This is a genomic window from Lactococcus garvieae, from assembly GCF_016027715.1.
GTDB lineage: Bacteria > Bacillota > Bacilli > Lactobacillales > Streptococcaceae > Lactococcus > Lactococcus garvieae_A.
Genome location: NZ_CP065691.1, coordinates 587,731 through 603,677 on the forward strand (window position 1 = coordinate 587,731; position 15,947 = coordinate 603,677).

Sequence of the window (15,947 nt, forward strand, 5' to 3'; positions counted from 1 at the left end):
CAGTAAACTTGAAAAAATTAATCTATTTTTTGACAGGGATTCTTGCAATAACTGCCCTCTTAGGTGTTACAGCATGGCGTATGTCCGCTGCAAATGGTGTCTCAACAACAGCCAATAGCCTTACTATCTTCAACTGGGGCGAGTACATCGATCCTACGCTCTTAACCAAATTTGAAAAAGAAACAGGTTATAAGGTAAACTACGTTACGTTTGACTCAAACGAGGCCATGTACTCTAAAGTCAAACAGGGAGGAACAGCTTATGATATCGTTGTTCCCAGTGAGTACATGGTTCAAAAGATGGCCGAGGAAAAACTGCTCCTTGAACTGGATCATAGCAAGATAAAAAATCTTCACTATGACAATCCTAAACTACTAGATGCAGCATTTGATCCCAAAAATACCTATTCCGTCCCTTACTTCTGGGGGACACTAGGCATTGTCTATAACGATAAGTACATCACTAACCCCCCAACAAAATGGGAAGACCTTTGGGCGAAAGAGTATAAAAACTCGATTCTCCTTACAGACAGTAGCCGTGATGTTATGGGCATGAACTTGATTGCTACTGGCAGCTCTGTCAATACGACAAACCAAGCAGAAATTGACCGTGCTTATGATAAACTCCTGCAACTCACACCAAATGTCAAAGCCATTCTCGGCGATGAAATCATGAGCTACATGATTAATAACGAAACACCTATGTCAGTCGTTTACAGTGGGCAAGCCTCAGAAATGACGGCAAGTAATGAACACCTGCACTATGTCGTTCCTGCACGAACAAATATCTGGTATGACAACTTGGCGATCCCGAAAACCAGTAAAAATCCAAAAGCAGCCTATGCTTTTATCAACTTCATGCAAGAACCAGAAAATGCAGCGGCCAATGCCGAATACGTTGGCTATTCCACACCCAATGTCAAAGCAGAAGCACTCCTGCCTGTAGAAGTTCGAGAAGACAAATCTTACTATCCGGATGAAGCACTCATCAAGGAAGACGAAGCTTATGTGAATTTGAATCCTTACTGGACGGGGGTTTATAATGACCTTTATTTGCAGTTTAAGATGAATAAATAAAAAAGTTCTAACCCTTGCGGTTAAGCTTTTTTTATTTTCTTAGTGCCAAATTATTTTTTACAGTTATTGCAATACATTTAGTAAACGTTTTCATATGTGTTATAATAAAGATGAGGTAAGTACCAGATTATTTATTGAGGTACCACCTTTATTGAGTGCTCCATGTCTGTGCTTGGTTCTTTGCCCGCAGTCGTGGAGCTTTTTCTTTTAACCGCATAATTTGTATCTTAACTCCTTAAAATCTGCTCATAAAAAGTTTTTAAAAGCTAAGGAAATAGACTGTATAAAAACAAAGAAAATTTTCCTTTAGTCCTTTAAAAGGAAAATTATGAGAAATTCACGAGTGAAAAGCTTCTTCTTTTTAAGAAAAATACCTCTATTGGTATTTTAAGAAAATATCTTAGATTAAGTAATAAAAAAAAGAAGCTATCTTTTTAAAAATTCAAGCGAGCGAGTATGACATTCAAAGATAAAGCAAGTAATAGTGGGCGTTACGCGCACTTTTTAAACTAAAGACCAAACGAAAGATAGGGCGCAAGGGAAAAGAAAATAGGAGGACAATATGTCTTCTCTTTTTATCATCAAAATATCATAAATTGTGCCAATCTTAACTGAAACAAAAAATATCAGAAAATTAACTCTTTTATCTTAAGAAAATTTTCTCATGTATTTAAATTCAAATTTATACTTAAAATATTCTTAGTTAAATGAAAAGCGCATTAAATAGGCGTTTTTATTGTACATTTTTTTATTTTTGTTTAGATAATGACCTTTGTTTTTTTAGTTTACACATGTTTTCGCTTTCTTTTATAGTTTTTATATTTTAAGTTATGTTTAAGGTTAAGAGCATATAATGAGCCCTCATGATTGAAATGAATTTGAAACTAAAAATTTTATTTTTATTATGAGTGAACTTATACATTTTAAATTGAGCGATTCAAGCTTTGTAATTTCGCAATAAGCAGAAAATTGAATTCTCTCTTATCCAAAAAAACGTCCATAGCGTGCAATGACGTTAAACTGCTTACGGTAATCCTACACATGCGTTCAAGACTTTATAATGTGTATGGGAAGTAACCATGATGATAGAGTATATACGGGGGTTCGTAATTGAGCATTAACTCTATGCAATATTCTTAGTGGCGAAATCGAAAGGTCTAAATGAAATTCAGTAAAGTTGCTATTTCAACTGGTGTAATTGCTTCATTCATGTTTATTGGTAATGGTATGGCCCACGCGGACACACCAAAACAATCTACTCATGAAGTAGCTATAGAAGTTATTAACGGTAGCTATGGTACAGGACAAGATCGTGTTGCAATGCTTACAAGCAAAGGCTTGGATTTTGAAACTGTACAAACAGAAGTTAATAATATTTTGACAGGAACATCAACAAAAGCTCCTGCATCTACCAAAAAAGTTGAAACACAACCTGCTAAATCTAAGGTAGCACAAACTGTATCAGGTCTTGACTTAGGTCAAACTTCTGGTCAGGTAAATATTGAAGCCCTTGCCAATTACATGGTTTCTAATACTGCCAATGCAGCAGGTTACTCTGCAAGCGAATGGGCATACATCATTGAGCATGAGTCTAACGGACGTGTAGATGCTGTAAATGCAAGTTCAGGTGCATATGGTAGTTTCCAATTGTTAGGACATGGCGAATATGCTGGCATGACTCTTGGGGAACAAATCGAAATGGCAAGCAAACTCCCTGCAGGAAGCTGGGTTGTTTATTAAGAAGAAATGAAATGATATTTGATTTCTCGAATGCTTCATTAAGATTAAACATCCGAGGCTATCACTAGAAGTGAAAGCCTTTTTGCTTTGTCTTTTAATAGTGATAGGCTTATTTTTTCCAAAAATGCTTAAAAAATTTTAGAAAATATGTTATAAAAATATGTTATAATGGAAGAGTACATTTAGTAACAGCTACTAAATTATTAAAATTAAATAGACAATATAGGTTGGGCGCAAGCTTCAAGATATTTCCTCCGAGGGTAAGGGGGAGATTTTTTGAAAGCTTGCGCCCTTTTTATATTCTCTAAAAATATAAAGGAGGTTGCTTTGGAATTTTATAAAAAAGCAAAAGAAGAAGTCATTGAGGAGTTTTTGGTTGACCCAAAGACAGGGCTAAATGATGAACAGGTGCTCAAACAAAGAGAAGTTCATGGCGAGAATAAACTGCCTGAGGAAGAGGAGGACTCACATCTTGCAATCTTTTTCAAAAGCTTTAAAGAGCCAATCGTTATTGTCTTGTTAGGAGCTGTCCTTTTATCCTTTCTTAGCTCTTACCATGCTTTTCAATTTCAGCATGATAACAAACACGGCATGGAAGCTCTCTATGAAGCTATAGCCATCTTGATTTTGATTTTAATCAATGCTTTTTTAGGCTTTTACCAAGAAATCAGTGCGCGTAAGAGTTTAAATGCTTTGAAAGAAATGAACAACCGGTATGTCACAGTATTACGTAATAGTGAGTTTGAAAAAATACCCTCTACAGAACTTGTGGCAGGCGATATCGTCAAAGCTTCCATGGGTGACTTTGTTGAAGCGGATGTGCGTTGGATTGAGGTCAATGAACTTCAAGTTATCGAGTCGCATTTGACGGGAGAAGCAGATGCGATCAGCAAAAAGACCGATGCGATTTTAGAAAATACAGAACTAGGAGACCGTTACAATATGGGCTTCTCTGGCTCTACGGTCTCAGGAGGTCAAGGATTAGGCGTCGTGGTTGCTGTCGGTGAGCACACAGAACTTGGTAAAATTGCCAAGTTAATCCAAGCGGTCGAAAATAGAACTTCACCATTACAAAATACAGTTCATAGATTAACAAAAACCTTGATGCAGGTTTCCGCAGGTATCGTAATATTTACTTTGGTGGTAGGGATTATCCAAGCTGGAGAACTAAGTATCTCGTCCATCACTTCCGTTTTGTCTACCTCTATTGCTTTAGCGGTGGCTTCTATTCCTGATGCCTTGCCAGCTGTTCTTTCTATTGTTTTAACTATCGGTGCGGCTAAGATGGCGAAAAACAAGGGCTTAATAAAGTCATTAAACAGCGTCGAAACATTGGGTGGAACTTCTTATATTTGCTCAGATAAGACAGGCACGCTTACCAAAAATGAGATGACAGTTACCCACTTTTATACGAATGGTCAATATTATGAAGTAACTGGTTTGGGCTATTCACCGCAGGGAGAAATAACGGCACTTTCGGATCAAAAGGCTAATCAATCTTCTTACTCGGCGTTTGTAACAGGCGCTTTGCTCTGTAATGAGTCGACATTAAAAGAAATTGAGGGAGAGTTTGTCCCTTTTGGTAACCCAACCGAAATAGCTCTGACTGTTTTAGGGCAGAAGATAGGACGGACTAAAGATCAGCTTCTTGAAACATATGAGTTTATCCGAACGCTGCCTTTTACCAGTGATCGGAAAATGATGAGTGTTATTGTGAAGAAAGGTGAAAATTATCTTCTCTATAGTAAAGGCGCCCCAGATGTTCTGATTGATAAAAGTAAAGCCTTGCTCATCGATGGTGAACTCAACACAGACAGCAGTGAAAAAGACAAGTTTATTGATACAGTTAATAACTATGCTAATGAAGCCTTGCGTACTTTAGCTGTCGGTTATAGAATCCTCAGCCGAGAAGAAGCTGAAAAGGGTAGTCTAGAAGAGTTAGAAAAAAATCTTATTCTCACTGGTGTAGCTGGAATTATTGATCCAGCACGTGAGGAGGTAAAGGCTTCCGTTAAAACGCTTCAAGATGCCAGTGTAGAAGTTGTGATGATTACAGGGGACCATGAAAATACAGCCCGTGCTATAGCTTATAATTTAGGAATAGTAAAATCTAAAGATGCCAAGGTGATTAAAGGTATCGAAATTGAGAGTATGACAGATGAAGAACTCTTCGATATTGTAAAGAGTGTCAATGTCTATGCGCGTGTGTCTCCTGAGCATAAGCAGCGTATCGTAAAACAGCTCCAAAAACATGGTGAAGTGGTGGGGATGACAGGTGACGGCGTTAATGATGCCCCAGCTTTACGAGCAGCAGACATCGGAATCGCTATGGGAATCGCGGGAACAGAAGTAACGAAAGATTCCGCTGATCTCATCCTTTTAGACGATAAATTCACGACCATCGAAAAAACAGTGGAAAATGGTCGAACTATCTATGCTAACATTAAAAACTTTATCCGTCATGAACTCACAACGAACGTTGCCGAAGTACTTTCGCTGATTTTAGGGCTCCTGTTCTTCACTGCCAGCATTGGCAACGTAGATTATACAACGCCAACCTTGACAGCACTTATGGTCCTTTGGGTGAACATGGTCAGTGATGCTGTGCCATCATTTGCCTTAGGCTATGACATCGCAGAATCTGATATTATGAATGAAAAGCCAAGAGATCCTAAAGAATCCGTCCTTGCAAACTACACATGGTCCAGGGTTCTTATCCGTGGGACAATCATGGGTCTCATGGTCTTCGTCGCTTTTGTGTGGGCAGCGAAACAAGGCATGGCTAGCAATGAAGCACAAACAGTAGCTTTCTTAACTTTGGTTTACGGACAACTCTGGCATGTCTTCGATGCACGAAGCTCACGTACCTTGTTTAGAAGAAATCCGTTTGGCAATCCACGTTTGATTTTGGCTGTTCTTTTTGCAGGTATCTCTTCCTTCCTCGTTACCGTGCTCCCATTCTTTAATGTCGTTATGGGGACAGCACCATTATCACTGCCAGTGTATCTGATGGTTCTCTTTATTCCAGCACTACCAACTTTGATTTTGTCGGGAATAAAAGAAATCTTTAACGTTAAAATCTGGTAAGCTCTTTCAGGTTGCGGGTGCTTCAAGCAGAGAGATGAGAGTATATTATGCTAAAATAAAACTATAATATATCAAGAGAAGGAGTAAGCATATGGAAAAAGAAAAAAATTTTTTCACCGCAAAACGAATTTTCGTCCTTTTAGTACTCTTGCTCATCCTTATTTTTGCAGTACTTAACTTTTCAACCATTAGAGTGAATATGCTCTTTTTCAACATTGATATTCCAATGTTCTACGGTATCATTGTCGTTGGTTTGATTGGCTTTATCTGTGGCTATGTGATACGTGGGCGAAAATAAAAGAGTAGACTATTTAAGCTGAGGTATTCCTTCAGCTTTTTTAGTTTTCAGTTAGAAGATTTTCTTTATTTTTGGTAGAATGGACCAATATGAGATTAGACCAATACCTGCTTTTAAATGGCTGGACGGATAAAAAAGAAATAAAACGTCTTGCACAGACAAGAAAGATCAAAATTGATGGCAACGTTGAATATAATTTGAGCCGGAATGTCGACCCACAGATGCATGATATTTTTGTAAAAGAAGAGCAACTCACTCGTTTTCCTCATCAATATTATCTTTTAAATAAACCGGCAGGCGTTTTAACAGCAAATAAAGACGAAAAGTTACCTACTTATCGCTCTTTACTAAAGGAAGAAAATGACGCCTTATATCCTGTTGGCCGCTTGGATTTTTTAACTACAGGTTTATTATTGATTACCGATAATGGCCCTTTAGGCATTGATATGCTCAAACCAGAACAGCATGTCTCTAAAACCTATTGGGTCGAAACTTGGGAAGAACTGGAAGAAGACGATGTGTCTCACTTTGCGCAAGGCATTGAGTTTATAGGAGGTGTGTGTACTCAGCCCGCTTTACTTGAAATTCTCGATACCCATCATGCAAAAGTGACGATTCAAGAAGGTAAGTATCATCAAGTTAAAAAAATGTTTTTGGCTCTTGGAAAGAAAGTCGAAAAGTTGCAACGCCTTACCTTTGGTCCTTTATCTCTCGATAATGACTTGCAAATGGGGGCTTATCGACCTCTGACGCGGGAAGAAATCCTAAGTCTGAAAATTTATATGCGAAAGTAAAATTCTTTGACAGGTTATACAGCAAGTGATATAATCGTTATCACTTAAAGCAATGCAGGAGGAAACACCTATGGCTATTTATGATTTTACCGTTAAAGGAAAACAAGGAGAGGATATTTCTTTATCTAAATATAAAGGAAAAGTTCTGCTGGTGGTTAATACTGCAACAAAATGTGGTTTTACACCACAGTATGAAGGTCTTCAAAAACTCTACGATGATTATAAAGAAGCTGGATTTGAGATTCTCGATTTTCCCTGTAATCAGTTCAAAGAGCAAGCGCCAGGCTCAGCAGATGAGATTGATCAATTTTGTACACTGAACTATGGAACTACTTTTCCACGTTTCCAAAAAATTGATGTAAATGGTGGAGATGAAAGTCCGCTCTATACTTGGATGAAAGAAGAAAAAGGAAGCCCCCTTGGGAAAAAAATAAAATGGAACTTTACAAAATTCCTGATTAATGCACAAGGGGAAGTGGTTGCTCGTTATGCACCTACAACCGAGCCCGAAAAGATTTCCAAAGATATTGAAAAAGAACTTCAAGCAGCACGTTAAGAAAGAGAGGACACCATCTCTCTTTTTTTGGACTTCTTCACCAATCTGGGCTTATCCAGCCTGCTTTATGCTATAATTGGAACATGAATATTCTTCTCGAAATCCAAATGAAAATGAAAGACCTCTCACCTAACGAAGCGAAGGTTGGAAAGTATGTCTTACAGTGTCCGGAGGAGGCGATTAGCCTTAGTACGCAAGATATAGCCAAAAAGAGTCAAGTCTCACCAGCTACAGTCATTCGTTTTGTCAAATCCATTGGTTTGGAAGGCGTACCACAACTGAAGCAACAACTTTCGGTTTGGAAAGCGAATGCTCAGTCGGAAACAGACTTTCAAGAATTACGCCCAAACGAAGATATCGATTCGATAAAATCAAAACTAAAAGCTCGGATTAATCATATGACAGAGTTGGTAAATGGTCATTTGAATAATGACAGAGTGGAAAAAACGGTTCAACTGATTGATGATGCAGAGCTTATCTTTATCTTTGGTATTGGTGCTTCTTTCCTTGTGGCTCAGGACTTAGCGCAAAAGCTGAATCGTATCGGCAAGATTAGTATCGCTGCCGATAACACGCACACGATGGGTGTGAGTTTAACGAATAATAATCAAAAGAAACTTTTCATTGCCATTAGCGACCGGGGGGAATCCCGAGAAGTTCTCGAGATGCTTAGTCTGGCGCAGTCCCAAAAGATTGAGACCGTGGCTATTACAGGTATTGAGAATTCCAGCTTGGCACAACAGGCTGATTATCCATTGATATCTTTATCGGGAGAAAATTTTGAATTCCGACATGCAGCGACAGTATCCATGCTGGCACAACTTTATTTGATTGATTTACTCTTTTATGCTTATGTGAGCCAGAACTTTGAGAGTTCGCGCGAGGCAGTAATCCGTTCGCTGGATATTGTCCGTCATCTTGAAAAAAATTATAAATAAAAATAAGGAGGACTCCTGCTATTTTATGGCAGGAGCCCTTATTGTTTCCTCTATCTTAAGTTTTTTTATGTTAAAATAGAAGAATGATTTTACTACAAGGAAATGGGATAGCACGCACTTTTGGTGGCGATGTTTTATTCGAAAATATAAATTTTAACTTGCAAGACCATTCACGCATGGCCTTAGTAGGGCGCAATGGTGCAGGAAAATCGACATTACTTAAGATTATAGCAGGCGTCGAAGAGCCATCGGCAGGATCAATTTCTAAGGTGAAAGACCTGCATTTGAATTACTTGGCTCAAGATACAGGTCTCTCTTCCGATTTAACGATTTTTGAAGAAATGCTAACTGTTTTCGAGAAGCTTCGTCAAACAGAGCGTCAATTGCGTCAGATGGAAATGCAGATGTCAGAGCTTTCCGGTAAGGAGCTGGACAGTCTGATGCAGCGTTACGACAGCTTATCCGAGGAGTTCCGTCAGGCAAATGGGTTCACCTATGAAGCAGAAATAAAAGCCGTCCTCAATGGTTTCCGTTTTGATGAAAAGATGTGGGCGCGTGACATTGCTTCTTTATCAGGAGGACAGAAAACCCGCTTAGCCTTGGCTAAAATGCTTCTTGAAAAGCCAGACCTCCTTATTTTGGATGAACCAACCAATCATTTGGATATTGAAACGCTGGCTTGGTTGGAAACCTATCTGAAAAACTACTCCGGAAGTCTATTGATTGTCAGCCATGACCGCTATTTCTTAGATAAGGTTGTGTCAGAAACTTTAGAAATCTCCCGGGGTAAGCTAACACGCTTTGCAGGAAATTATAGTAAATATATTGAGCTTAAAGCTGAGATGATCGCTAGCGAGCAAAAAAACTATGACAAGCAACAAAAAGAAATCGAAAAGTTAGAAGATTTCGTTGCGAGAAATATGGTGCGCGCATCTACAACGAAACGTGCCCAGTCACGCCAGAAAAAGCTGGAAAAGATGGAACGTATCGATGCACCATCAGCAAGTGAAGCGGCTGTACATATGACTTTTTCTCCTGCGAAAAAATCAGGAAATATTGTATTAACCGTTGAAGATGCAGCAGTAGGTTATGATAAAGTTCTTTCGGAACCTATCAATATTGATACACGAAAAAATGATGCTATCGCGATTGTAGGTCCTAATGGTATTGGAAAAACAACATTGATTAAATCAATTATTGGTCAAATTCCATTGTTAAAAGGGCAGGCAAAGTTAGGCGCCAATGTTGACTTAGGTTATTATGATCAAGAACAAGGACGTTTGACACCTTCAAACACTGTTTTAGATGAGATATGGAATGAACACCGCCTCTTACCTGAAGTAGAAATCCGCAACCTTTTAGGTGCCTTTCTTTTCAGTGGTGAAGACGTTAAAAAAACCGTTTCGATGTTGTCTGGTGGAGAAAAAGCTCGTCTTCTTTTAGCTAAGCTAGCCATGCAACATGACAATTTTTTAGTCCTGGATGAACCAACCAACCACTTGGATATTGACAGCCGTGAAGTACTTGAAAATAGCTTAATTGATTTTGATGGAACCCTACTTTTTGTCAGCCATGACCGCTATTTTATCAATCGCGTTGCAACAAAAGTACTGGAAATATCACCCCAAGGAAGTAAGCTTTATCTCGGGGATTATGATTATTATCTAGAGAAAAAGTCACAAGAAGCTGCAGATGAACAAGGTATTGATCCTGAAGAAAAAGTTGAAAGCATGGGCCAAATGGATTATGCGCAACAAAAAGAAGCTCAGAAAATACGACGTAAATTAGAACGTGAAGTAAGTGCAGCTGAGGAAAAGCTTGCTCAGCTGGAAAAACAAAGCCAAGAAATCGCTCAAGCCATGCTTGAAGTCACAGATGACTTTGTTAAACTGGGCGAGCTTCAAGAAGGACTCGATAACTTAGTCGAAGAAAAAGAAGAAACAGAGATGGCTTTACTTGAAGCCATGGAAAACCTAGAAAGTTTATGATTGCAAACTTTTACTAAATCTGTTAGACTATATAACAAGAAACCTTTAAATTAGCACGAGAGGCTAGCAAGGAAACCGTATAAATGTCTATCTACATGATACCTAGGTGTAGTCTAAGTATTATGGACATATTTTTTTACGCACTTGCAGCTTACTGCAAGTGTTTTTTTCTGCAAAAATATTATCATTAAAGTTAAAGGTTAAGAAAGAGGAAACAATGTCACTATCAAAAACTATCGCTGCGGATTTACTCGAAATTAAGGCTGTAAGCTTATCGCCTAGTGCACCGTTTACGTGGGCCAGTGGGATTCAATCTCCCATTTACACAGATAATCGTGTGACTTTGGCTTATCCAGAAGTGCGCAGTCGTATCGAGCAGGCTTTTGCAGACTTGGTCAAAGCTGAATATCCAGAAGTTGAGGTTATTGCCGGTACAGCGACAGCAGGTATTCCACACGGCGCGATTATTGCTGATTACCTTGACCTACCTTTTGCTTATATCCGTAGCAAACCAAAAGATCACGGTGCAGGCAATCAAATCGAAGGGCGTGTCTCAGAAGGCCAAAAAATGGTGCTTGTTGAGGATTTGATCTCTACTGGTGGTTCAGTACTGGAAGCAGTAGCTGCAGCACAACGAGAGGGTATAGAAGTCCTAGGCGTTATTGCTATCTTTACGTATGAGTTGGAAAAAGCTAGAGTAAAGTTTGATAAAGCGCAAGTTCCCCTTCACACATTGACAAATTATTCGGAACTCATCCAAATCGCCCAAGAAACAGGATATGTAACAGAAGATGAGTTGGAAATGCTCAAAAAATTCAAGGATAATCAAGAAACTTGGAATAAATAACATATTATATATTATGTAAAATAAAGAAAGGCGAACAGATGCTACTCATAAAAAACGGCCGTGTAATCGACCCCAAGTCAGGTTTTGATCAAATTGCAGATGTGTTGATTGAGGATAAGAAAATAATTCGTATTGCCCAAAATTTGGAAGTGGATGGAGCAGAAATCATTGATGCCAGTAACTTAATTGTAGCTCCCGGTCTTATTGATATTCATGTTCACTTTCGTGAACCAGGGCAAACGCAAAAAGAAACGATTCATACAGGGGCTTTGTCTGCTGCACGTGGTGGCTTTACAACTGTTGTGATGATGGCGAATACCAAACCGATTTTGTCCCGCCCTGATATTCTTTCTGAAACACTGAAACTTGCGGCTCAGGAAAAAATTCATATTAAGTCCATTGCTTCCATTACACAAGATTTTGATGGCGAGCACTTGACTGATTTTGATGCTTTACTTGAAGCTGGTGCAGTTGGCTTTTCAGATGATGGGATTCCTTTAAGTCATTCAGGTGTTTTGCATAAAGCACTCAAGAAAGCAAAAGAAACAGACAGTTTACTTTCCATTCATGAAGAAGATCCTAATCTAGTGGGGACTTTGGGTATTAATGAAGGCACAGTGGCACACCAATGTGGTCTAACAGGAGCAACAACGGTAGCCGAATACAGCATGATTGCCCGAGATGCGATGCTTGCTTTAGATACTCAAGCACGTTTACATATTCAACATTTATCAGCTGGTGAAAGTGTTGATGTCGTACGCTTTGCCCAAAAGATGGGAGCAAAAGTGAGTGCCGAAGTTACACCGCAGCATTTTTCGTTAACTGAACAAGCTGTTTTAGAAATAGGAACAAATGCGAAACTTAATCCTCCGTTGCGTCGCTCTCAAGATATTGAGAAGATTTTAGAGGGACTTCAGGACAATACTATCAGCGTTATCGCAACCGATCACGCCCCACATACACGTGAAGAAAAGGATGTTGCTTTAGCACAAGCCCCTAGCGGTATGATTGGTTTAGAAACTTCCTTACAACTGGGACTTACACATTTGGTGGCACCCAAGCATTTGGAATTGATCCAATTACTGGAAAAAATGACAGTGAACCCTGCAAAACTGTATGGCTTTGATGCAGGATATATTGCCGAAGAAGGACCTGCAGACTTGGTTATTTTTGATGCAGAAAACTATTATAAAGTTGATAAAAACTTTGATTCCAAAGCAAGCAACTCTCCTTTTATTAATCAGGAGCTCTTAGGACAAGTGAAATATACCCTTTGCTCAGGACAAATTGTGTATCGTCTATAAAAATCTTGCAAGAGCTTACATAAATTGTTAAAATGATTTTAATGTTTAATAAATTTTATTCTAAGCAATAGGAGAAGCCTAAATATGAAAATCAGTAAAACAATCAATGCTCCTGTCGAATTTGTCTTCAATCAAATTTTGGATTCATCTATTTACGACATCGAAAAAAATACAGGCCAACGTCCTGATCTTAAGTTTCTCAATGGTTATGAATATTCAAAGACATTTGGAAAAAATCAGCAAGGAACTATAAAAATTGATGAAGTTGTAAAAGCAAGTACTTATGCCTTTACAACTACTACGATTCGAAATACCTTTAATACACGTTGGAATTTCCAGCCTGTTGACACTAAACTTACAGAAATCACTATTGAAGAAAGCCGCACATCAAGCGGGATGATTCAAAAGTTGAACGATATGTTTGTAGGTACTTTACTTGGACATTGGAAAAAACGCCAAATGATTGCTATTTTGGATCATATTGAACGTGCTTATAACGGTGGGAAGTGATGCAGATGGATAAACACCTTGAAAATCAACTTTTAGACTTAGCTGTATATGCTTTTAATAAACCACGAAATAAAGAAAGAGAAGAAGCTTTTGCAAAACTCCTCACCTTTTCAAAACCTTATACTTTTTGGGAAAATGAAGAACTGTCTTCCATGATTATTGATACTTCTTTTCGTGTTTACTGGAAAGAAGAAAAGCTTAAGATGTCAGGGATTGGCTATGTGGCCTCATATCCTGAATTTAGAGGAAATGGCAGCATACGCAAGCTCATGACTGAAATTCTGGAAGACAATTATGTTGCTGGAACAGCACTTAGCTATTTGGCACCATTTTCATATCAGTTTTACGGTCAATTTGGCTATCAGTATGCATTTGACCAAAAGTTTTATACAATCCCGGCCCAAGAATTTCCTAAAGGAAAGAAAACTTTAGGCCACGTTCAACGTCGACAATTCAGCGAAGCTCTTGTCGAAGACATGGCGGAGATACACAATCAAGCCTATAATCAAGGCTCTCTTGTTCGTCCGCAAGAGGTTTGGGAATATTACTTCCAGTATAAGTCACAGCCTTATTTTGCCACATATGAGGAAAGCGGAAAAATATTGGGTTATCTGATTTATGAATTTTCGGGTACAACTTTCGTCATTCGTGAATGTATCTCTTTAACTCAGAATGCTAAGGATGCGCTTTACCGCTTCATTTCTAGTCATGCTGCGAGCTTTGAAATGATTAAATGGGCAGCACCAGCCGATACGTTTCTTGAGTATGACTTAGCTGAGCCAGCAAGGATGCAACTTCAACTTCAAGCTTATATGCAAGCAAGAATTGTCAATTTACAGGAATTCTTAAAGGTCAACGGTCAGCCTGCATTTTCGGCACGTATTATTGATGAGATTTTGCCACAGAATAATATTTGTGTAGGCCCTCAAGTAGAAAATCCAGAAGAAATGTCTATCGGAGAGTTTACAGCCCGTATTTTACGAGAAAATAAGGCCATTCTTCGTGAATACTTTTAGAAATAGTTTATAAAAACCAAAAGTTGCAACTCTTAAGGAGGCGCTTTTGGTTTTTTTATTAAATAAAAATAAAAAAGAAGAATTTTTGTTTTTAAATATGTAACATGTTCCGTGAAAAAGCACAATAATTTAAAGTATATAGGTTTTTTAATAATGTAAAAGCGCTATATATAAGGGTTTTATTAAAAAAATCTTGTTTTTTCTCTTAATATTGTGTGAATAAATTATATTTGTAATCGCTTTCTGAAACCGCTATAATACTGGTATAGATAAAAAGAAGGAGAAAATGAAAATGGCAGAGAAAGTCATTGCATTAGCCTGTGCAGCAGGTATGTCTACATCATTGCTTGTGACAAAAATGCAACAAGCCGCACAAGAAGCAGGAAAAGATTATGAGATTTATGCTAAGTCAGTAGCAGAGATTGATAACATGCTATCTGGCTCAGACAAACCCGATATTTTACTTTTGGGTCCACAAGTGGCTTACATGAAAAATGAAGTCATCAAGAAAGCCGCTGCAGTAGGTATTCCATGTGATGTGATTAAAATGCAAGATTACGGCATGATGAATGGTAAAAATGTAGTTGCAGCAGCAGATGCTTTGATGAATGGATAGGGAGAATATCTAGAAGTCTAGAAAATGAAAGGAGTAACATGGGAAAACTAGGTATATCTATTTATCCAGAGCGATCAAACTTTGAAGCGGACAAAGCTTATCTAGATTTGGCGCATCGTTATGGTTACAAACGGGTTTTTACTTCACTTTTAGAGATAAAAGGAGATAAAGAAGCAGTCCTAGCAGGATTTACCAAGGTCATTGAATATGCCAATAGTTTAGGTATGGAAGTCATGGTTGACATTAATCCTGCACTTTTTGAACAACTGGAAATTAGTTACGATGACTTGAGTTTCTTTGATAAGATGGGGGCTGATGGTATTCGATTAGACCTTGGATTTACAGGAGCTGAGGAAGCGCGTATGACCCGCAACCCTTACGGTATTAAGATAGAAATTAATATGAGTCAAGGAACAAGCTATGTGGACAGTATCATGGACTACTCTCCTAATATTGAAAACTTATTAGGAAGCCATAATTTTTACCCACATCGTTACACGGGACTTGCTTTTGAGCACTACGAGAAATGTACAGAAAAATTTAAAAAGTACAATTTAAATACAATGGTCTTTGTTAATTCTCATGAAGCAACTTTTGGTCCATGGCCTACACAGGATGGTTTATGCACACTCGAAGATCACCGCAATCTTAGCCTTGAGACCCAAGTTAAACACTTCAAACTTTTGGACGGTGTGGATGATATTACTATTGCCAACGCTTATGCAAGCGAAGCAGAGCTTAAAGTGATGGCAGAGGCTTTTCATGCAAGAATGCCTGAGCTTAAAGTCGTTCCAAAAGAAACAATGACAGAAAATGAACGTAAATGCGTCTTTGAAGCAACACATAGCTATCGTGGGGATCGATCAGCCTATATGTTGCGTTCAACTATGACGCGTGTAATCTACAAAGATTTAGAGTTTCCTGCACATGACACGGATAAGATTCAACCAGGTGATGTGATTATTGACAATGATGGATATGGTCAATATAAAGGAGAAACTCAAATTGCTCTAAGGGAAATGGAAAATGATGGACGTGTCAATGTTGTAGGACATATTTCAGAAGATGAGATGTTCTTGCTTGACTTTATAAAACCTTGGAGTTCATTTAAATTTATTGAGAGTGATTAAGTTATTATCTTTTAACTTTAGCTAATAAAAATTTTTTAGGAGGATTT

General features: G+C 38.3%; 14 protein-coding genes. All 14 read left to right on the forward strand.

From position 1 onward, the window contains the following. The first annotated feature begins 8 nt into the window (after positions 1-8). Positions 9-1,076: an ABC transporter substrate-binding protein gene (locus I6G50_RS03025; protein ID WP_197909126.1), complete on the forward strand. Its 1,068-nt coding sequence runs from the start codon at positions 9-11 to the stop codon at positions 1,074-1,076. 1,161 nt (positions 1,077-2,237) lie between these two features. Then, complete coding sequence (locus tag I6G50_RS03030; protein ID WP_197909127.1) at positions 2,238-2,816, forward strand: transglycosylase; 579 nt, start codon at positions 2,238-2,240, stop codon at positions 2,814-2,816. A gap of 327 nt (positions 2,817-3,143) precedes the next feature. Then, a complete protein-coding gene (locus I6G50_RS03035; RefSeq protein WP_197909128.1) occupies positions 3,144-5,903 on the forward strand; it encodes a cation-translocating P-type ATPase in 2,760 nt (919 codons plus the stop codon). Between the two features lie 91 nt (positions 5,904-5,994). Continuing rightward, positions 5,995-6,201: a hypothetical protein gene (locus I6G50_RS03040; RefSeq protein WP_003134722.1), complete on the forward strand. Its 207-nt coding sequence runs from the start codon at positions 5,995-5,997 to the stop codon at positions 6,199-6,201. An 89-nt stretch (positions 6,202-6,290) separates the two neighbouring features. Next, positions 6,291-6,995: a 16S rRNA pseudouridine(516) synthase gene (locus tag I6G50_RS03045; RefSeq protein WP_197909129.1), complete on the forward strand. Its 705-nt coding sequence runs from the start codon at positions 6,291-6,293 to the stop codon at positions 6,993-6,995. A 70-nt stretch (positions 6,996-7,065) separates the two neighbouring features. Further along, complete coding sequence (locus I6G50_RS03050; protein ID WP_003134720.1) at positions 7,066-7,551, forward strand: glutathione peroxidase; 486 nt, start codon at positions 7,066-7,068, stop codon at positions 7,549-7,551. Between the two features lie 83 nt (positions 7,552-7,634). Continuing rightward, a complete protein-coding gene (locus tag I6G50_RS03055) occupies positions 7,635-8,489 on the forward strand; it encodes a MurR/RpiR family transcriptional regulator (RefSeq protein ID WP_081167778.1) in 855 nt (284 codons plus the stop codon). Positions 8,490-8,572: 83 nt separating this feature from the next. Next, positions 8,573-10,477 (forward strand): ABC-F family ATP-binding cassette domain-containing protein, encoded by a 1,905-nt coding sequence (locus I6G50_RS03060; protein ID WP_197909130.1) that lies wholly within the window; start codon positions 8,573-8,575, stop codon positions 10,475-10,477. A 217-nt stretch (positions 10,478-10,694) separates the two neighbouring features. Continuing rightward, positions 10,695-11,324: an orotate phosphoribosyltransferase gene (gene pyrE, locus I6G50_RS03065; RefSeq protein ID WP_197909131.1), complete on the forward strand. Its 630-nt coding sequence runs from the start codon at positions 10,695-10,697 to the stop codon at positions 11,322-11,324. A gap of 38 nt (positions 11,325-11,362) precedes the next feature. Then, positions 11,363-12,628 carry a dihydroorotase gene (locus I6G50_RS03070; RefSeq protein WP_197909132.1) on the forward strand — a complete coding sequence of 422 codons (1,266 nt, stop codon included), beginning with the start codon at positions 11,363-11,365 and terminating at the stop codon, positions 12,626-12,628. An 84-nt stretch (positions 12,629-12,712) separates the two neighbouring features. Continuing rightward, entirely contained in the window at positions 12,713-13,138 is a 426-nt protein-coding gene (locus I6G50_RS03075; protein ID WP_003134711.1) for a DUF3284 domain-containing protein, read from the forward strand. Continuing rightward, positions 13,138-14,154 (forward strand): GNAT family N-acetyltransferase, encoded by a 1,017-nt coding sequence (locus I6G50_RS03080; protein ID WP_420028275.1) that lies wholly within the window; start codon positions 13,138-13,140, stop codon positions 14,152-14,154. The genes I6G50_RS03075 and I6G50_RS03080 overlap by 1 nt, the downstream gene beginning before the upstream one ends. Before the next feature lie 292 nt (positions 14,155-14,446). Further along, a complete protein-coding gene (locus tag I6G50_RS03085; RefSeq protein WP_003134708.1) occupies positions 14,447-14,770 on the forward strand; it encodes a PTS sugar transporter subunit IIB in 324 nt (107 codons plus the stop codon). 38 nt (positions 14,771-14,808) lie between these two features. Further along, positions 14,809-15,900 (forward strand): DUF871 domain-containing protein, encoded by a 1,092-nt coding sequence (locus tag I6G50_RS03090; RefSeq protein WP_197909134.1) that lies wholly within the window; start codon positions 14,809-14,811, stop codon positions 15,898-15,900. Positions 15,901-15,947 lie beyond the last annotated feature (47 nt).